Source organism: Nocardia nova (assembly GCF_002933465.1).
Taxonomy (GTDB): domain Bacteria; phylum Actinomycetota; class Actinomycetes; order Mycobacteriales; family Mycobacteriaceae; genus Nocardia; species Nocardia nova_B.
Window position 1 is genome coordinate 1 of the sequence record NZ_PSZE01000026.1, and the last position, 18,929, is coordinate 18,929.

Genomic DNA, 18,929 nt, shown 5'->3' on the forward strand with positions numbered 1-18,929 from the left:
GGCCCACCCGCCCCGTCGGCGCCTCCGCTCACCGACCAGGAAGGTCAGCCAGGTATCACCGGTCCCATCCCCAACACCGATACGCCCACGACTCCCGACCAACCCGGGGTATCGCCGCCGGGATGATCGATATTCGCCAGACGGCCGACACACCGGCGACTCCCGACCAACCCGGGGTATCCGCGCCGGGGTGCGCAGGAGTCGGAATCGCGAGAGATGTCGGCAGTCCGGGGCGGTGGCCGGGGGAACGCATCGACCGCCCAGACCGGGTAGAGCTGGTGATCAGCGCGGGATGGCGGTGGCGGGGATGACCCGTGGCATTCGCGCTGGGGATGACGTCCCTACAACTTCACCAGATCGTCGGCGTGAATGACGGGGCGTTGCATACCTTCCGGCAGTTCGGAGGTGGAGTGGCCGGCCATGGCCTGCAGTTCGGTGCTGTCGTATTCGACGACGCCGCGCGCCACGGTACGGCCGTCGGGAGCAAGCAGGTCGACCACATCACCGCCGTAGAAGCGGCCCCTGACGCCGGTGATGCCGGCGGCGAGGAGCGACCGGCGCGAATGCGCGACGGCTCTGACGGCGCCGGCGTCGAGGTGGATGGCGCCGCGGCTGTCGGCGGCGTGGCGGACCCAGAACTTGCGGGCCGACAACCGGATCGGACGCGCGGCGAAGGCCGTGCCCACCGAGGCGTCGCGCAGTGCCAGCGCCGCGTCGGAGGCGGCGGCCAACAGGACGGGCACGCCGGCGTCGGCGGCGAGGCGCGCGGCCGAGAGCTTCGACGCCATACCGCCGGTGCCGAGCGCGCCACCGCTACCGGCGATCACACCGTCGAGGTCGGCACTGCTGCGCACCTCGGGAATGAACGTGGCGGCGCCCTTGCGGGGGTCGCCGTCGTAGAGTCCATCCACATCCGACAGCAGAACCAGCGCATCCGCACCGACCAGATGCGCCACCAGCGCGGCCAGCCGGTCGTTGTCACCGAAGCGAATCTCCTCGGTGGCGATGGTGTCGTTCTCGTTCACCACCGCGACCGCGTGCAGGGCGCGCAAGCGGTCGAGGGTGCGCTGTGCGTTGCGGTGGTGTTCGCGCCGGGCGAAGTCACCCGCGGTGAGCAACACCTGCCCCACAACCCGGTCGAATCGGGCGAACGAGGTGCCCCAGGCGTGGGCCAGCGCCAATTGGCCGACGCTCGCCGCGGCCTGTTTCGTCGCGAGATCCCTTGGGCGGGAGGCCAATCCGAGCGGGGCTATGCCGGCGCCGATCGCGCCGGATGACACCACCACCACATCCGACCCGGCGCGCATACGCGCCTCGATCGCCTCGGCGAGCTTGTCCAGACGCGCGTTGTCGAGTCCGCCCTCCAGGCTGGTCAGCGCCGACGAGCCGATCTTGACCACCACGCTGCGCGCGGTCCGGATCGACTGCCGAGTAGTTACCGCTCCCTTGTCAGAATCCACCTGTGCCACAACAACACTCACTCACTTGACGCGCCACCACCGTGACGCACGACGACCACCGGACCGGCATGCCCGCGCACACCGGCGAAACCGGCGTGGCGGGCCATCACGGTTGGTCCTCGTCCTCCGCGACCAGGCCGCGGCGCACCCGGGAGGCATGCTTGCGCTCGGCGGCGGAGATGCGGTCGGTCTGGTCCAGGCGGGGGTCGGTCCCGCGCCCGGTCATCACCATATCGACACCGGCCGAGATCTGCGGCTCCCACTCGAAGCTCACATCGCCGATGGTGACCTCGGCGCCGGGCTCGGCGCCCTGGCGGACCAGTTCGTCCTCGACGCCGAGGCGCGCGAGCCGGTCGGCCAGGTAGCCGACGGCCTCGTCGTTGTCGAACTGCGTTTGGCGCACCCATCTTTCGGGGCGCTCCCCGCGGACGATGAATCCGCCCTCGACCTCCGGATCGGGTTCGACGGTGAAGCCGGTCTCCCCGGCCACCACGGGCCGGATCACCGGACGCTTCGGCGCCGCTTTCGGATGCGCCTCGCGATACTCGCGGACCATGTCCGCCAGAGCGAAGATCAACGGCCGCAAGCCTTCCCGGCTCACCGCGGAAATGGTGAACACCGGCCAGCCGCGCTCGGTGAACTCGGGCGTCACCATCTCGGCCAATTCGGCGGCATCGGGGATGTCGGCCTTGTTGAGGATGACGACGCGCGGCCGATCGGCCAGATCGCCCAGCCCGGCGTCGGCCTGCAGGGCGGGGCGGTAGGCGGCCAGTTCGGCCTCGAGCGCGTCGACATCGGAGATCGGATCGCGGCCGGGTTCCAGTGTGGCGCAATCGACTACGTGGGCCAGCACCGCGCATCGCTCGAGATGCCGCAGGAAGTCCAGCCCCAGCCCGCGCCCGTCGCTGGCGCCGGGGATCAGGCCCGGAACATCGGCGACGGTGAAAGTGGTGTCACCGCTGGACACCACGCCGAGATTCGGCACCAACGTGGTAAAGGGGTAATCGGCGATCTTGGGCTTGGCCGCCGAGAGCACCGAGACGAGCGAGGATTTTCCGGCCGAGGGGAAGCCGACCAGACCGACATCGGCGACGGATTTCAGTTCGAGCACGAGATCGCGCTCCTCGCCCTCCTCACCGAGCAGGGCGAAGCCGGGCGCCTTGCGGGCACGCGACACCAGCGCCGCGTTGCCGAGGCCGCCGCGGCCACCGCGCGCCGCTACGAACCGGGTGCCGGCGCCGACCAGATCGGCCACGACCTCCCCGTCGTCATCGATGACGACAGTGCCGTCGGGCACCTTCAGCAGCAGCTCCGAACCCTGTTTGCCATCGCGGTTACCGCCCTCGCCGGGTTTGCCGTTGCCGGCCTTGGCGTGCGGGTGGAAGTGGAAGTCCAAGAGCGTGTGCACGTTCGGGTCGACTTCGAGAATCACATCCCCGCCGTTGCCACCGTTGCCACCGTCGGGTCCGCCGAGCGGCTTGTACTTCTCCCGATGCACCGAGGCACAGCCGTGGCCGCCCTTACCGGCGCGGACGTGCAGTACCACACGATCGATGAATTTGGACATGCCAGCTGGACCTCTGTGTTTCGGTGGACGGTGGTGGTGAGCCTCCCGGAACGGCGAACGGGCCAGGGTTTATCTGCTAAACCCTGGCCCGCTTCGAAGAATGTGTGGAGAAGGCTCCGGCGCGGCTCAGGCCTGCACCGGCTCCGGTACCACGATGTTGACGGTCTTGCGGCCCCGCTTGGTGCCGAACCGGACCGCGCCCGCCTCGAGGGCGAACAGCGTGTCGTCGCCGCCGCGGCCGACGTTGACGCCGGGGTGGAAGTGGGTTCCGCGCTGGCGAACCAGGATCTCGCCGGCCTTGACGGCCTGGCCGCCGAAGCGCTTCACACCCAGCCGCTTGGAATTGGAATCGCGACCGTTGCGAGAGCTGGACGCACCCTTCTTATGTGCCATGGCTGAAAACTCCTCGATTCGAAACCGGGTGGTTCCGCTAGGTCGAAATTACTTGATGCCGGTGACCTTCAGGACCGTCAGCTTCTGACGGTGGCCCTGACGCTTGTGGTAGCCGGTCTTGTTCTTGAACTTGTGGATCCGGATCTTCGGGCCCTTGGTCTGCTCGACCACCTCGGCGGACACCGAAACCTTGGCCAGCTTGTCGGCATCGGTAGTCAGCTCGGCGCCGTCAACCACCAGCACCGGCGACAGCGATACGGCCGTGCCCGGTTCACCCTCGATCTTCTCGACCTTCACCAGGTCACCGACCGCGACCTTGTACTGCTTTCCGCCGGTCTTGACGATCGCGTACGTTGCCATCGGTCGGCTGCCCTCTTTCCTCAACTAGTGCTCGGCACTCTGCTCACACGGCCGCCTGCCGGTGGACACCGGAAACCGCCGTACGACTGGTCTGATAGTCACCGCCGCCTCGGTACTTCTTCCGCACCGGAGGGCTCGTTTCGAGCCGGATCTCATGACAGCGCAGCGTTTTTCTCAACACAACACGGTGCTGTCACCGGGCAGCGACTGTCCAAGATTACAGGACTGCCACCCCACGCACCAAACCGGGTCGCCACCACTTCGAACGCGATCCGCGGCGGCGCCCCGCCCGCCGTGCGGGCGGGGCCTGTGCTGCGAGTTCTCCGGTTCGACGCCTCGGATCAGTTCGGCGACTCCGGCGCGCCCGCGGCCCGCCCGGCGGCCCGGCGACGGGTCCGCTGCCGCGGGGTCACCTCGGCCGGAGCCAGTTCGTCGAGCGAGAACTTCGGCGCGCTGTCCTGATCGGCGTCGGTCAGGACGAAGACCGCGCCTCGGCTGTCGGTCGACGGAGCCGACGCGGTGCGAGCCACCCGGCGACGGCCACGGCGGGCACCTGCCTCCAGACCCTGCTCGGTCGGCTTCGTCTCGGTCGGCTTCGTCTCGATCGGCTTCGTCTCGACCGGCTTCGTCTCCGCCGGAGCGGGAGTGGACACAGGCTCGGCCGACGCCGACTGGGCTCCGACTCGGCCGGTGACCGCGGGCTCCGGCTCGGCAGCGGGCTCACGCGCGGGCCGCTCGGGCTCCGCGACCGGCTCGGCGCCGTCTCGACCGGCGCCCACCTGTTCGGCGGCCACCGGTTCGGCTGCTTCCGCGTGCGCGGGTTCGGCTCGGCCGGCCTCGGTTTCGGCGGATTCGGCGACCGCGGCCGCCGCCTTCGCACGTCCCCGGCGCGAATCCCGCGAGTCCTTGGCCTGCGGCCTCGGTTCCGCCTTCGCCTCGACCGGCGCAGCGGCCTCGGCTACCTCGTCGTCGGCGTGATGCGCGGCCATCGCGAGCGCGACCGGATGAGCACGCCTGGCGGCCGCCTCCTCCTCGGGATGCGAATCCGCGGTCTCGGGCACGGCGGTGCCCGCCTGCTTGGTGTCCTTGTCGCGATCCTTGTCCTTGCGGCGGCGACGGCCTTCGCGGCGGCCGGACCCTTCGTCCGCGGGCGCCGTCTCGACCGGGTAGTTGTGCACGATAATGCCGCGGCCGTGGCAGTGCTCACAGGTGGTGGAGAACGCCTCGACCAGTCCGGTACCCAGCTTCTTGCGGGTCATCTGGACCAGGCCGAGCGAGGTGACCTCCGACACCTGATGGCGCGTGCGGTCGCGCCCGAGCGCCTCGGTGAGGCGACGCAGCACCAGATCCCGGTTGGATTCCAGCACCATGTCGATGAAGTCGACGACGATCATGCCGCCGATATCGCGCAACCGCATCTGGCGCACGATCTCCTCGGCGGCCTCCAGGTTGTTGCGTGTGACCGTTTCTTCCAGATTGCTGCCGCCGGAACCGGTGAATTTGCCGGTGTTGACGTCGATCACAGTCATCGCCTCGGTGCGGTCGATGACCAGGGTGCCGCCCGAAGGCAGCCACACCTTGCGGTCGAGGGCCTTCGCCAGCTGCTCGTCGATGCGCAGGCTGCCGAAGACGTCCACGCCGTTGTTCTCGTAGCGCTCGACCCGGGCCAGCATGTCCGGTGCGACGGTGCGGACGTAGTTCTCGACCGTCGTCCACGCCCGGTCACCCTCGATGACCAGCTTGGAGAAGTCCTCGTTGAACAGGTCCCGGACCACCTTCACCAGCAGGTCCGGCTCTTCGTACAGGGTCTTCGGCGCTCCCGACCCGTTCTCGGCCTGCTTCTCGATGGTCTTCCAGGTGGCCTGCAGCCGCTCGACATCGCGGGCCAGCTCGGTCTCGCTCACACCCTCGGACGCGGTGCGGATGATCACTCCGGCATCCTGCGGGACGATATCGCGCAGGATCTCCTTGAGCCGCTTGCGCTCGGTGTCGGGCAGTTTGCGGCTGATACCGGTCGAGGTCCCGCCTGGGACATAGACCAGGAAGCGACCGGCCAGGCTGATCTGTGTGGTCAGCCGGGCGCCCTTGTGCCCGACCGGATCCTTGCTGACCTGCACCAGGACGGTGTCGCCGGGTTTGAGAGCCTGCTCGATCTTGCGTTCCTTGCCGCCGAGCCCGGCGGCCTCCCAGTTCACCTCACCGGCGTAGAGGACGCCGTTGCGACCGCGGCCGATATCGATGAACGCCGCCTCCATGCTGGGCAGCACGTTTTGCACCTTGCCCAGATAGACGTTGCCGACCATGGACGCGGTGCCGGTGTTGGTGACGAAATGCTCGACCAGGATGTTGTCCTCGAGCACCGCCACCTGGGTAGTCGCGCCGACATGCGAGTGTTCACCGGCCGGGAAGGACTTCTCGCGGACCACCATGACCCGGTCGACCGCTTCGCGGCGGGCCAGGAACTCCGACTCGGTGAGGATCGGCGGGCGGCGGCGACCGGCCTCACGACCGTCGCGACGACGCTGCCGCTTGGCCTCCAGCCGGGTCGACCCGCTGATGCCCTGCACCTCGTCGACCGTGCGGCGCTTGTTGCGGGGTTCCCGCTCGTGCACGACGGTGTTCGGCGGATCGTCGTCGGCGGGCTCGGATTCGTTGTCCTCACCGGCCTTGCGCCGACGGCGACGGCGACGGCGGCGGGTGGAACCCTCCGGCATCGAACCCGATTCGTCGTCGCTCTCCTCGTCGCTCTGCTCGGCGGCCGTCTCCTCGGCGGATTCCTCGGAGTCGGCGTGCGACTCGTCCTCGTCGTCGGATTCGTCGTCGGACTCGTGATCGGCGTGCTGTTCGCCCCGGCCCCGGCCGCGACCGCGCCGGCCGCGGCGGCGACGACGCGAACGACCGCCGTCCTCCTGCTCGTCGCGCGACTGCTCGTCGTCCCAGTCGCCGCCGGATTCGGTCTCGGTTTCGGCTGCCGCGACGGTCTCGGGCTCGGCGGGCGTTTCCTCCGGCAGGGGTTCGGGGGCCTTCTCTGCGACCTTCTCGGCGGCCTTCTCTGCGACCTTCTCGGCGGCCTTGGCCTCGCGCTCGGCGCGGCGGCGGCGGCGCATCTCCTCGGCGGCCGCGGCATCCGGCGGCAAGAACAGCGGCGCGGCCGCGATACTCGCCGACTCGAAGACGACCGGCTGTTCGGGCTGCGTGGCGGGCTGCTGGAAGGGGCTGGTGAACAGCGAAGTATGCGGTGCTTCGGGCTCGGCGGGCGATTCCGATGCCATCGGGTTCGCGGTCTCGACGACGCCGGTGGCCTGCACGGTGTCGGCGGTCTCGGTGTCGGCCGTCTCGGTCTCGGCGGTCTCGGCTTCGGCAACCGCGGTGGATGCGCCGGACTCGCTCGGCTCGGACCGGCCGGCCGTATCCGGCGAGGTGGCGGTCTGCGCGGTATCGGCCGCGGCGGTGGATGTGGTCGCCGGAGACGCACTCTCAGCGGGCGCCGGAGCGGGCGTCTCGGCCTGTTCGGCGACCGGTTGCTCGGTGCCGGGTGGTGGGGGAACGAGCGCGTCGCGCACGGATTCGGCGACGGTCCGGTCCAGGCTGGATTGGGCGCTGCGCGCTTCTGCGCCCAGTTCGGTCAGGTGGGCAAGGATGCGCTTGCTGGTGGTTCCCAGAAGTTTCGCCAGCGCGTGCACCCGGATACGTTCGGGCAACTGCGCTGCCTCCCCTACCCCGGCCACCTCGGTCGAGGTGGATTCACCATTGCTCTGCGATGTTCCTTGCGGCTCTTGATCGGCCACGAAATCTCCTCGGGCCCCCGGGCGCGTCCCACTCGTACGAGAGTGACGCGGCCGACGCGGGGGCGCTGTCCGTTCGCCTCACGCCTGTGGCGCAAGGTCTGATGGTCTCGCCCCGCGTGCCCGGTTATCACCTGTCGTACGTCGTTCGGGCTAACTGGTCACGCGGCGCCTGGCTGTTGGCTTTCACACCTGAGCTCGAGCGCTCATCCAGCGTGCCGCCGAACAGCCGAGTCTTGTAGCCGTCCGGGGCAGCGATGATCGGCGTCGAGCCGCGGTGCCATTCGGTTGCGTTCGCCACCTGCCCCGATAGGTAGGCGTCGATCACATCCGCTTCCAGTATCCCACACAGCGACCCACTGGCACGCCATCGGAGCGCGACCGCACCGTTTCCGTGGCCCCACCGGCGGCCCTTTCCTACACCTGAGTAGGTCTTTCCCTAGCCACGCGCATCACTCGCTGGAGTGTCGCGGCGACCCACGAGCAAATGATCACAGTGGGCCGAGGGAAATCCCACCGACCACAGCACGATCACCAGAGAGTGACGACTGAGCCGACGGCAAAACCCGACAACCGGAAGGCACCCGACCCGCTTATCCGGCCCCGCACGGAGCTAGTCTTACGAGCGACCGTTCGCGAGCGAAGCGAAGCCAAAAGATTCAGGCTAGAACCAGAGTGCGATTTCGCGCTTCGCGGATTCCGGCGAATCGGAACCGTGCACGAGGTTGAACTGGGTTTCCAGGGCGTAGTCGCCGCGGATGCTGCCGGGGACGGCCTTCTCGACGGGGTCGGTGCCGCCGGCGAGCTGGCGGAAGGCGGCGATGGCGCGCGGGCCTTCGAGGATGGCCGCGACGACCGGTCCGGAGGTGATGAATTCGATCAGCGAGCCGTAGAACGGCTTGTCGGCGTGTTCGGCGTAGTGGGCGGCGGCAAGTTCTTCGGAAACCTGTTCGAGCTTGAGGGCCGCGATCTTCAGGCCTTTGCGTTCGATGCGGGTGATGATCTCACCAACCAGGCCTCGGGCCACGCCGTCCGGCTTGATGAGTACCAACGTCTGCTCAGTCACGGCGCCACTCTAACCGGCGCTGCCACAGGACTCCGAACCGAGCCGTCAGGACGAGCCCTGCATCCGCTGGCTGGGCAGTAAACCCTGGTCCATGCGGCGTTTGACGTCGGAGCGCAGGACCAGAATGAACGCCCACACCGCAGCGAACACGACGCCGATGATGCCGATCGACAGATGAACGAATCCCCCGGCCAGCACCAGCACCTGCAGGCCGAGATTGAACGGCACGGCCCACGAGCGGCGCTGCATTCCGGAGCCGATGAACATCAGTACGGCCAGGCCGACCAGATAGGTCACCGACCACCAGCTCAGTCCGCCGCCGACGGCACCGACCACCGGCAGCGCCAGCAGCACTGTGATGGCCTCGAGTACCAGCGCACCGGCCATCACCCCGCGGAAACTCTTCCACGGGTCGGTCACGGGCGCGGGTACACCCGGCTTCGGTGTCCCGCGCTCACCGCGGACCTCGTCCTCGCTACTCACGTTGCCTCCTCCGCGCCCGACCGCCGATGCCGTCGACACCAGCTTCCCACTGCACGCTGCATCCACGTTCCGCCGGGCCTGCGTGGTCACGCAAGCTACCGCCTCCGCCCCACCGCTTCACGCTGTATCCGATGCCGCGTTCCGCCGGGCCTGCGTGGTCACGCAAGCTACCGCCTCCGGCCCACCGCTTCACGCTGTATCCGATGCCGCGTTCCGCCGGGCCTGCGTGGTCACGCAAGCTACCGCCTCCGGCCCACCGCTTCACGCGGGGTCCTTCCCGAACAACGAGCGCGCCGCACCCGCGGTGACCACCGAGCCGGTGACCACGATGCCCGCGCCGGATACCGGTTCGCCGGCGTCGCCCGCTTCCTCGGCGATGGCGATCGCGGTTTCGACCGCATCGGCGAGGCTGTTCGCGGTGACGACTCGCTCGTCACCGAAACGCTGGACCGCCAGGTCGGCGAGTTCGTCGACGCCGAGCGCCCGCGGTGAACCGTTGGTGGTGACGACGATCTCGTCCAGCACCGGCTCCAGCGCGGCGAGGATGCCGCCCGCGTCCTTGTCCGCGAGCACCGCGACCACACCTACCAACCTACGGAAGTCGAATTCCTCGGTGAGGGTCGCGGCCAGCGCTCGCGCACCGGCGGGATTGTGCGCGGCGTCGATGAAGATGGTGGGCGCGCTGCGCATTCGTTCCATCCGGCCCGGGCTGGCCGCAGCAGCGAATCCGGCGCGCACCGCGTCGATGTCGAGTTGTTTCTGCGCGCCGGCGCCGAAGAACGCCTCGACCGCGGCGAGTGCCAGCGCCGCGTTGTGCGCCTGGTGTTCGCCATGCAGCGGCAGGAAGATCTCGTCGTAGACCCCACCGAGCCCCTGGATCTCCAGTACCTGACCGCCGATCGCGACGCGCCGTGACAGCACCCGGAACTCGGAGCCGGCACGGGCCACTGCGGCATCGGCCTCCACCGCGCGCCGCAGCAGCACCTGCATCGCCTCGGGATCCTGTTCGGCGATGACGGCGACCGTGTCGCGCGGAATCAGCAGATCCTGCGGCGACTTCTTGATGATCCCGGCCTTCTCACCGGCGATCGAGGCCAGATCCGGCCCCAGATAGTCGGTGTGGTCCAGGCCGATCGGCGTGATCACCGCGACCTGCCCGTCGATGACGTTGGTCGCGTCCCAGGTGCCGCCCATCCCGGTTTCGACGACCGCGACATCGACGGGCGCCTCGGCGAACGCCGCGTACGCCATCGCGACGAGGACCTCGAATTTGCTCATCCGCGGTCCCGGTCCGTCGCCGAGAGCGCCGTCGGTCGATCGCGCGTCGATCATCTCGACGTAGGGCAGCAGTTCCCGATAGATCTCGACGTAGCGGGCCGGGGTGATCGGCGCGTTGTCGACGGCGATGCGTTCGGTCGCCAGTTGCAGATGCGGGCTGGTGAACCGCCCGGTGCGCCGGTGTAGCGCGGTGAGCAGCGCGTCGACCATCCGGGTGACCGAGGTCTTGCCGTTGGTGCCGGCGATGTGGATGGCGGGATAGCTCTGCTGCGGGGAGCCGAGCAGGTCCATCAGCGTCGCGATCCGGGTCAGCGACGGCTCGATCTTGGTCTCACCCCAACGCTGGTCGAGTTCGGCCTCGACCAGGGCCATTTCGGCGAGGTCCACCGGCGAGGGACCGGTGCGCAGCCGGTCCGCACCGCCGGCGAGCGGTTCGCGGTCGAATCCTTCGCCGCCACTCACTTCTTCGCCGCCAGCTCCGTGATCTGCGCCAGCCGAGCCCCGATCCGGGTCACCTCGGATTCGGCGACCTCGCGGCGGGTGCGGATCTTGGCGACCACCTCGTCGGGCGCCTTGGCCAGGAAGGCCTCGTTGCCGAGTTTGGCGCTGGTGGCGGCGAGGTCCTTCTGTGCGGCCGCGAGATCCTTCTCCAGCCGGCGGCGTTCAGCGTCGAGGTCGACCGCGCCGGAGGTGTCCAGTTCGACGGTGACGGTGGCGCCGGACAGGCGCACCTCCACCGCGGCGGTCGCGGAGAAGCCGGCGTCCGGATCGGTGAGCCGGGCCAGGCTGGCGATCTCCGCGTGCAGCCCGGTGAGGTCGGCGATATCGATGCCGATCAGTTTCGCGGCGACCTTCTGCTTGTCGGTCAGGCCCTGGTCGCTGCGGAACCGGCGGATCTCGGTGACGAGCTTCTGCAGATCCGCGATGCGCTGCGCCGCAACGGTATCGGTGGCGACCCCCGAGGACCGCGGCCACGCCGCGATCACCAGCGAGTGGTCCTCGCCGGCCTCGGTGAGGGCCTGCCACAGTGTTTCGGTGACGAACGGGATGGCCGGGTGCAGCAGGCGCAGCACCGAATCCAGCACGTTGCCGAGGACGACGCGCGTGCTCGCGGCCCGCTCCTCCGATTGGGCGAACTGCACCTTGGCCAATTCGAGGTACCAGTCACACAGCTCGTCCCAGGCGAAGTGGTACAGCGCCTCACAGGCTTTGCCGAATTCGTAGCGGTCGAAGGCCGAGTCCACCTCGGCGCGCACCTCGTCCAGCCGGTCGAGGATCCAGCGGTCGGTATCGGTGAGGGTGGCGCGTTCGGGCAGTTCGCCCGGCGCGGCCCCGTTCATGAGCGCGAACTTGCTGGCGTTGAACAGCTTCGTGATGAAGTTGCGCGAGGCCTGCACGTGCGGCGGACCGACCGACAGGTCGCTGCCCGGCTGAGCGCCCCGGGCGAGGGTGAAACGTGTTGCGTCCGCACCGTATTCGTCGATCCACACCAGCGGGTCGACGCCGATGCCCTTGGATTTGGAGTATTTGCGGCCGAATTCGTCGCGGATGAGGCCGTGCAGGAAGACGTCGTCGAACGGAACCTGCTGTCGCCCGGCATCCTTGCCTGTGGCGATGACGGGATCCTCGGAGACGAACATGCCGAACATCATCATCCGGGCCACCCAGAAGAACAGGATGTCGTAGCCGGTGACCAGCACGCTGGTCGGATAGAACTTCACCAGTTCCGGGGTGGCGTCCGGCCAGCCCATGGTGGAGAAGGGCCACAGGCCGGAGGAGAACCAGGTGTCGAGGACGTCCGGGTCCTGCACCCAGCCCTCGGGCGCCTGCTCGTCGGGGCCCACGCACGCGATCTCGCCCTCGGGGCCGTACCAGATCGGGATGCGGTGGCCCCACCACAGCTGCCGCGAGATGCACCAGTCGTGCATGTTGTCGACCCACTCGAACCAGCGCGGTTCCTGGCTCGCCGGATAGATCGTCACCGCGCCGTTGCGCACCGCGTCACCGGCGGCCTTGGCCAGCGATTCGACCTTCACCCACCACTGCATCGACAGGCGCGGTTCGATCGGTTCGCCGGAGCGCTCGGAGTGGCCGACGCTGTGCAGGTACGGACGCTTCTCGGCGACGATGCGCCCCTCGGCGGCCAGCCGCTCACGAATCTTGACGCGCGCCTCGAACCGGTCCATCCCGTCGAATTCGGTTCCGGTGTCGGCGATTTTGCCGGTCTTGTCCATGATGGTCGGCATCGGCAGGTTGTGCCGCAGGCCGATCTCAAAGTCGTTGGGGTCGTGCGCGGGGGTGATCTTCACTGCGCCGGAACCGAATTCGGGGTCGACGTAGTCGTCGGCGACGATCGGGATCTGGCGGCCGGTGATCGGGTGGTAGACGGTGGTGCCGATCAGTGCCCGGTATCGCTCGTCCTCGGGATGCACCGCCACCGCGGTATCGCCGAGCATGGTCTCCACCCGGGTGGTGGCCACGATGACGTGCGGTTCGTCGTCGTTCAGCGAGCCGTAGCGCAGCGAGACGAGTTCACCCTCGACGTCCTCGTATTTCACCTCGACGTCGGAGATGGCGGTCTCGAGCGAGGGCGACCAGTTCACCAGGCGCTCGGCCCGGTAGATCAGTCCGGCGTCGTAGAGGCGCTTGAAGATGGTCTGCACCGCGCGGGACAGGCCCTCGTCCATGGTGAAGCGGTCGCGGCTCCAGTCGATGCCGTCGCCGAGGCGGCGCATCTGGCCCTGGATGGCGCCGCCGGATTCGCGCTTCCAATCCCAGACCTTGTCGACGAACAGTTCGCGACCGAAGTCTTCCTTGGTCTTGCCGTCGACGGCGAGCTGCTTCTCGACCACGGTCTGGGTGGCGATACCGGCGTGGTCCATACCGGGCAGCCACAGCACTTCGTAGCCCTGCATCCGCTTGCGGCGGGTGAGCAGGTCCATCAGGGTGTGGTCGAAGGCGTGGCCCATGTGCAGGTTGCCGGTGACGTTCGGCGGTGGCAGCACGATCGAATAGGGCGGCTTGTCGCTGGCCGGGTCGGCGGTGAAGTAACCGGCCGCTACCCAGCGCTCGTACAGGTCGGCCTCTACATCGCTGGGGTTCCAGGTCTTGGGGAGGGCGTCGGCACGATTTCGCGAGTTATCAGGGGCTGCGCTGGTCACCGTGCGATTCTACGGAGTTGAACAGGTGGACTCGACACGGCCCTGCACACGGCACCGGAGAAAGATATAGGGCGGGGGTTTCGGCGGATGAGGGACACCGAAAACCCCGCCCACGTCTTCGAGACTACCGCCCGGATCGGCGCAATACACCAATCCATATGCAATTCTCAGCTTTTGCCCGAATCCGTTGTGCAGGTGTGGGTTTGCCACTCAGCATGCTCGCAGGTTCGCCGCCGGGATGCGGAGGCCGCGCCCCGCTTGCGCGCGGCGGGTCACGGCACGAGGATCGCCAGCGCTCCGGGTTCGGCGCGGAAGGTAGCCGGTAGCAGTCCCGCCGGGTCGCCGTCGGCGGTCGCCGGTACCGCGGCGGTGAGGGTGATGGTGCGGGCCCGATAGTGCCCGACCGCCGGATGATCGATACGCTTGCCCGCGGCCAGCGCCGGGAGCAGACGAACCATCTGCAGCCGCGACATGGCGCCGACCACGGTCACATCGAGCAGGCCATCGTCGACGATCGCGTCGGGGCAGATGAGCATGCCTCCGCCGTAGGTCCGGGTATTGCCGACCGCCACCATCACGGCCTCGGTCTCGAAGACGCGATCACCGGCCGCACCCGGCTCGCCGGACAATTCGATCCGGTAGGGCACCCCGAGTTGCCCGAGCAGTTCCGGTACCGCGGCGAAGGAGTACCGCAGCGAGCCCTTCGGCCGGCGCATGCTGTTGGCGCGCAAGGTCACTCGCGCGTCGAAGCCGGTGCCGGCGATGGTGGCGAATCGCATGGGCCGATGCGCGACCGCGGGTTCGATGCCGGCCGACCACCCCTGGGTGTGCTCGGGATCGGGCCGGGATTCGATCGCGCCGAGGTCGATGGTGCGCACGGAACCGCCGAGCACGATATCGGCCGCGGCGCGCGGATCGTCGTCGGGCACCCCCAGCTCCCGGGCCAGGTCGTTACCGGTGCCGCCGGGCAGCAGCCCCAGCGGCACTCCGGTCGAGGCGATGGCCTGCAGCGTGACGCAGACCAGTCCGTCACCGCCCGCGCAGACGACCGCGTCGGGACACTCGGGTCCGCGCACCGAATCCCGGATCAGGCGAACGGTTTCGGCAGCGTCGGCACCGCGGATCTCGCGCACCCGCACACCGCGCTCGGCGAAGCGGGCGGTGGCCGCGGCGGCCGCGGCCAGTCCCCGGCCGTGGCCGGAGTGCGGGTTGGTCACCAGCGCGACCGATCGGATGGCGGTCATGGAATCAGCTTGCCCGGGTTGAGGATTCCCGCCGGGTCGACGGCATCCTTGACCGCACGCAGGATGCGCGCGCCGAGGTCGCCGATCTCGGCGGTCATCCACGGCCGGTGGTCCGCGCCGACGGCGTGGTGGTGGGTGATGGTGCCACCGTGTCCGGCGATGGCGTCGCCGACGGCGCGTTTGGCCTGCGCCCACTGCGCCAGCGGATCGTCGGCCTGCTTGGCGACGACGGTGAAGTACAGCGAGGCGCCGGTCGGGTAGGTATGCGAGATATGACACATCACCAGCGCGGGAGTGCCCTGCGCCCCGAGCGATTCGGTGAGTGCGGTGGTGACCGCCGCCTTGAGGCGATCGACATTCGACCAGCTGGTCGCCGTCTCGAGCGTTTCGCACAGCACGCCGATGTCGAGCAGCGCATCACGCAGATACGGCGCGGCGAACCGGCCGTGTTCCCATTCACGCGCCGGTTGTTCACCGAGTGCGGTGCCGCCCGCCGCGGCGAGCAGGGCCGAGGCTTCGGCGCTGCGCGCGGCGACATGAGCCGCGGTGCCCTCGAACGTGGTCACGGCCAGGCAGCCGCTGACCGGCGCCCCGCCGATATCACCGGACCGTGCCAGATTGAGCCCGGTCTCGGCCCCGTCGGACAATCGCAGCACGGTCGGCGCCGCGCCGTTCTGCACGACGGTGCGTAGCGCGGCGGCGCCGGTGGCGAAGTCCGGGAACGACCACGCCTGATACGCGGTGGTCTCCGGAATCGGGTGCACCCGCAGCGTCACCTCGGTGATGACGCCGAGCGTGCCCTCGGATCCGGCGAACAACTCGCGCAGATCCGGTCCGGCGGCCGAGGCGGGTGCCCGGCCGAGATCGACTGTGCCCGTGGGTGTTGCGACCTTCAGGCGCATGATCATGTCGTCGAAGCGGCCGTAGCCGGCCGAGGCCTGGCCCGAGGATCGGGTGGCCGCGAAGCCGCCGATGCTGGCGTATTCGAAGCTCTGCGGGAAATGCCCGAGCGACAGCCCGTGGCCGGCGAGCAGTTTCTCCGCCTGCGGCCCGGTCAGTCCGGCGCCCAGGGTCGCGGTGCCGCTCACCGGGTCGACCTCGGTCAGTCCGTCGAGGCGCCGCAGATCCAGGGCGATCACGGTGGCGAAGCGCCCCCGCCCGGGATCCACGCCACCCACCACGCTGGTGCCGCCACCGAAGGGGACGACCGCGATGGACTGTTCGGCACAGTAGGCCAGAACGGCCAGCACCTGGTCGTGATCGGCGGGAAAGACGACGGCGTCGGGCGCGTCCTGCGGCTCGTCGGCGCGGCGGCGCAGCAGGTCGGGGGTGCTCTTACCGCCCGCGTGCAGCAACCGGTCGCGGTGGTCGGCCGCGACCTGATCCGCACCGACCACCGCCGACAGCCCCGCTCGATGCGTGGCCGTCAAGCCGGATTCCCGCAGCGGCACGTCGCCCTCATCGCGACGAGCCACCGGTTCCCCGGACACTCCGAACACCCGCGCCACCAGGGTCCGTATCCGGTCCGGAAGCGGCGCATGCGCCGAGGCGATGCCCCAGGCGTCCCACACCATACTCGGACGATCGGACGACTCGCCCGGCGTCGAGTTTTCCGGTTGTCCCTCCGATGTGTCCTGTCGCGTATCGACCATGCGTTACAGTCTGACATAGACTGTCAAGCAGTAACGAACACGGACGTAGTTGACGAACACAGATCGATGGTGAGCTGTTGATGGAGCCCAACGAATCCCCCGGCCCCGATGGCGAACTGCCGGCCATCGACCTGGCGATCCTGGAGGCGGGACGCGCCTGTGTCGAGGAGTTCGGCGTACGCCGGACCACGCTGAGTGAAGTCGCCCGGCGCGCCGGCGTCAGCCGCCCCACGGTGTACCGGCGCTGGCCCGACACCCGGTCGCTGATCGCCGAGCTGCTGGTTCGGGAACTCAGCGCGATCGTGACGGCGAGCATTCCCACCGACGGTCCGGCCCGTGCGCGACTGGTGGAGGGCATCGTCTCGGGCGCGGCCGAGATCCGCTCGAATCCGTTGTTCGCCAAGATCTTCCGCATCGATACCGATCTGATGCTGACCTACGTGTTCGGCCGGCTCGGCCGCAACCAGCGGCAGTTGATCCAGGTGTTCTCCAGCGCCGTGCGCGAGGGACAGCGCGACGGGTCCATCCGCGCCGGCGATCCCGATCACCTGGCCACCATGCTGCTACTGATCGGCCAGTCCACCGTGCAGTCGGCGAACACGGTCAGCCATCTGCTCGACGACGCCGGGCTCGATGTCGAGCTCGCCCGCGTCGTCGACCGGTACCTGCGTGCCGATACCGACTAGTCCCGATACCGACTAGTCCCGAAAACAGAGAGCGAGACAGCGCATGCTCGACGAGAGCGCATCGACGGCGGGCCACGGGCTCGGCGATACCGTGGGAGATTCGGCACTCAACGCAGCCCGCCGCGGCCGCGAACTGCGGGTGCTCGGCGATGCGGACCGCATCGACGTCCTGGTCATCGGCGGCGGTGTCACCGGTGCGGGGGTGGCGTTGGACGCGGCGGCCCGCGGCCTGCGAACCGTCCTGGTGGAGGCGCACGATCTGGCCTTCGGGACCAGCCGGTGGAGTTCGAAACTCGTCCACGGCGGATTGCGCTATCTGGCCTCCGGCGGGGTCGGCATCGCCCACGAGAGCGCGGTGGAACGCGACATCCTGCTCACCACCACCGCACCCCACCTGACTCGCTCGATTCCTCAGCTGGTCCCGGCGTTCTCCGGCGGTTCCCTGCCGCAGCGACTGCTGGTCCGCGCGGGCTTCCTGGCCGGAGATGTACTGCGGCGCAGCGCTGGAACCTCGCCGGAGGTATTGCCGCGATCGCGCCGGGTGGCTGCGGCCGAAGCGCTGCGCCTGGCGCCCACACTGCGCCGCGCCGGGTTGCGCGGCGGGACGACGGCCTGGGACGGCCAGCTCGTCGACGACGCGCGGCTGGTGGTGACGATCGCACGCACTGCCGCGGCGCACGGCGCGACCGTGCTCACCCGAGTACGCGCCGAGCAGGTGACCGGTGAGTCCGCGGTGCTGCACGATGTGCTGACCGGTGAAACCCTGTCGGTACGAGCCCGTTCGGTGATCAACGCGTCCGGGGTGTGGGCCGACCAGGTCGATCCGAGCATCGAGTTGCGGCCCAGCCGCGGCACCCACCTGGTCTTCGACGCCGCGGCCTTCGGCGGGCTCACCGCCTCGCTGACCGTGCCGATTCCGGGCAGCACCAGCCGTTTCGTCTTCGCCCTCCCGGCCGCGCACGGCCGCGTATATCTGGGCCTGACCGACGAGGACGCACCCGGCCCGGTCCCCGACGAACCGAAGCCCACCGACTCCGAGGTCGATTTCCTCCTCTACACGGTGAACACCGTGCTGCGGGAACCGTTGCGGCGCAGCGATATTCGCGGATCGTTCGCGGGCCTGCGGCCACTGCTGCGCACCGCCGGGGATTCCACCGCCGACATCTCCCGGGAACACGCGGTCCTGCACTCCCCCGGTGGCCCGATCACCATCGTCGGCGGCAAGCTGACCACCTACCGGCAGATGGCCGAGGATGCGGTCGACGCCGCCGTGGCCGCCGCCGGCCTGTCCGCGGCGCCCTGCCGGACCAAGCGAATCCCGTTGGTAGGAGCGGTATCCGGTCGTGCACGCGACCGTGTCGCGGCGGCGCCGGTGCTGGTCGAGCGGTACGGAGATCAGGCCACACAGGTGCTCGCCGCGGCGCGGCGCGATCCGCGCCTCGCGGAATCGGTCGCACCCGGTATCGACGTGCTGCGCGCCGAGTTCGCCTATGCGACAACCCATGAAGGTGCCCTCGACGAAGACGATCTGCTGGACCGCCGGACCCGGATCGGCCTGGTCGACAGCGACCGAGCCGCCGCCCTTCCGGCCGCGCGGGAAGTGCTCGCAGCCAGCCGCGCCTGAGCGACCTCAGCCCGCGTGACGTCATCCCGGAACAGCGGGGCGGCCACCGCCCACAGGGAGCCGCGCCCCGCACGGCGGGATCGGTTCGCAACGTCGGGGCGGCAGGGTCACGAGCCCGGAACGGCGACTATCCCCACAGCCCGACTATCCCCACAGCCCGACTATCCCCA

General features: G+C 69.2%; 14 protein-coding genes. 2 read left to right on the plus strand and 12 right to left on the minus strand.

The features are described from left to right. Positions 1–341 precede the first annotated feature (341 nt). The 12 genes from proB to C5E41_RS25230 all read right to left on the minus strand — a co-directional run bounded on the left by proB (position 342) and on the right by C5E41_RS25230 (position 16,449). Complete coding sequence (gene proB / locus C5E41_RS25175) at positions 342–1,460, minus strand: glutamate 5-kinase (RefSeq protein WP_104378296.1); 1,119 nt, start codon at positions 1,458–1,460, stop codon at positions 342–344. Positions 1,461–1,566: 106 nt separating this feature from the next. Then, positions 1,567–3,027: a GTPase ObgE gene (gene obgE, locus C5E41_RS25180; protein ID WP_104378228.1), complete on the minus strand. Its 1,461-nt coding sequence runs from the start codon at positions 3,025–3,027 to the stop codon at positions 1,567–1,569. Between the two features lie 126 nt (positions 3,028–3,153). Next, positions 3,154–3,420 (minus strand): 50S ribosomal protein L27, encoded by a 267-nt coding sequence (gene rpmA, locus C5E41_RS25185; RefSeq protein WP_104378229.1) that lies wholly within the window; start codon positions 3,418–3,420, stop codon positions 3,154–3,156. Between the two features lie 48 nt (positions 3,421–3,468). Further along, positions 3,469–3,780 carry a 50S ribosomal protein L21 gene (gene rplU / locus C5E41_RS25190; RefSeq protein ID WP_030512746.1) on the minus strand — a complete coding sequence of 104 codons (312 nt, stop codon included), beginning with the start codon at positions 3,778–3,780 and terminating at the stop codon, positions 3,469–3,471. A gap of 341 nt (positions 3,781–4,121) precedes the next feature. Continuing rightward, positions 4,122–7,568, minus strand: coding sequence for a translation initiation factor IF-2 N-terminal domain-containing protein (locus C5E41_RS25195; RefSeq protein ID WP_104378230.1), 3,447 nt, complete (start codon positions 7,566–7,568; stop codon positions 4,122–4,124). 127 nt (positions 7,569–7,695) lie between these two features. Then, complete coding sequence (locus C5E41_RS25200) at positions 7,696–7,893, minus strand: hypothetical protein (protein ID WP_104378231.1); 198 nt, start codon at positions 7,891–7,893, stop codon at positions 7,696–7,698. 336 nt (positions 7,894–8,229) lie between these two features. Next, positions 8,230–8,631, minus strand: coding sequence for a nucleoside-diphosphate kinase (gene ndk, locus C5E41_RS25205; protein WP_030512744.1), 402 nt, complete (start codon positions 8,629–8,631; stop codon positions 8,230–8,232). 45 nt (positions 8,632–8,676) lie between these two features. Continuing rightward, positions 8,677–9,114: a DUF4233 domain-containing protein gene (locus tag C5E41_RS25210; protein WP_439956490.1), complete on the minus strand. Its 438-nt coding sequence runs from the start codon at positions 9,112–9,114 to the stop codon at positions 8,677–8,679. Between the two features lie 261 nt (positions 9,115–9,375). Then, complete coding sequence (gene folC / locus C5E41_RS25215; RefSeq protein ID WP_439956495.1) at positions 9,376–10,800, minus strand: bifunctional tetrahydrofolate synthase/dihydrofolate synthase; 1,425 nt, start codon at positions 10,798–10,800, stop codon at positions 9,376–9,378. 50 nt (positions 10,801–10,850) lie between these two features. After that, positions 10,851–13,553 (minus strand): valine--tRNA ligase, encoded by a 2,703-nt coding sequence (locus tag C5E41_RS25220; RefSeq protein ID WP_104378232.1) that lies wholly within the window; start codon positions 13,551–13,553, stop codon positions 10,851–10,853. A gap of 272 nt (positions 13,554–13,825) precedes the next feature. Beyond that, positions 13,826–14,797, minus strand: a complete 972-nt coding sequence (locus tag C5E41_RS25225; RefSeq protein WP_104378233.1) for a diacylglycerol kinase family protein — start codon at positions 14,795–14,797, stop codon at positions 13,826–13,828. Then, positions 14,794–16,449: an FAD-binding oxidoreductase gene (locus C5E41_RS25230; protein ID WP_439956549.1), complete on the minus strand. Its 1,656-nt coding sequence runs from the start codon at positions 16,447–16,449 to the stop codon at positions 14,794–14,796. Before C5E41_RS25230 ends, C5E41_RS25225 begins: the two co-directional genes overlap by 4 nt. A gap of 80 nt (positions 16,450–16,529) precedes the next feature. Here C5E41_RS25230 and C5E41_RS25235 point away from each other — a divergent pair, with 80 nt between their 5' ends. Both C5E41_RS25235 and C5E41_RS25240 read left to right on the plus strand, forming a co-directional pair. After that, complete coding sequence (locus C5E41_RS25235) at positions 16,530–17,135, plus strand: TetR/AcrR family transcriptional regulator (protein WP_104378234.1); 606 nt, start codon at positions 16,530–16,532, stop codon at positions 17,133–17,135. Positions 17,136–17,178: 43 nt separating this feature from the next. Then, positions 17,179–18,759, plus strand: coding sequence for a glycerol-3-phosphate dehydrogenase/oxidase (locus C5E41_RS25240; protein ID WP_104378235.1), 1,581 nt, complete (start codon positions 17,179–17,181; stop codon positions 18,757–18,759). The last annotated feature ends 170 nt before the right edge of the window (positions 18,760–18,929 follow it).

Bases quoted from the DNA above. Each gene is read 5' to 3' on its own strand.
- C5E41_RS25235 (WP_104378234.1), top strand. From the start codon at position 16,530: ATGGAGCCCAACGAATCCCCCGGCCCCGATGGCGAACTGCCGGCCATC.
- C5E41_RS25240 (WP_104378235.1), top strand. From the start codon at position 17,179: ATGCTCGACGAGAGCGCATCGACGGCGGGCCACGGGCTCGGCGATACC.
- C5E41_RS25225 (WP_104378233.1), bottom strand. From the start codon at position 14,797: ATGACCGCCATCCGATCGGTCGCGCTGGTGACCAACCCGCACTCCGGC.
- obgE (WP_104378228.1), bottom strand. From the start codon at position 3,027: ATGTCCAAATTCATCGATCGTGTGGTACTGCACGTCCGCGCCGGTAAG.
- rpmA (WP_104378229.1), bottom strand. From the start codon at position 3,420: ATGGCACATAAGAAGGGTGCGTCCAGCTCTCGCAACGGTCGCGATTCC.
- rplU (WP_030512746.1), bottom strand. From the start codon at position 3,780: ATGGCAACGTACGCGATCGTCAAGACCGGCGGAAAGCAGTACAAGGTC.
- C5E41_RS25230 (WP_439956549.1), bottom strand. From the start codon at position 16,449: ATGGTCGATACGCGACAGGACACATCGGAGGGACAACCGGAAAACTCG.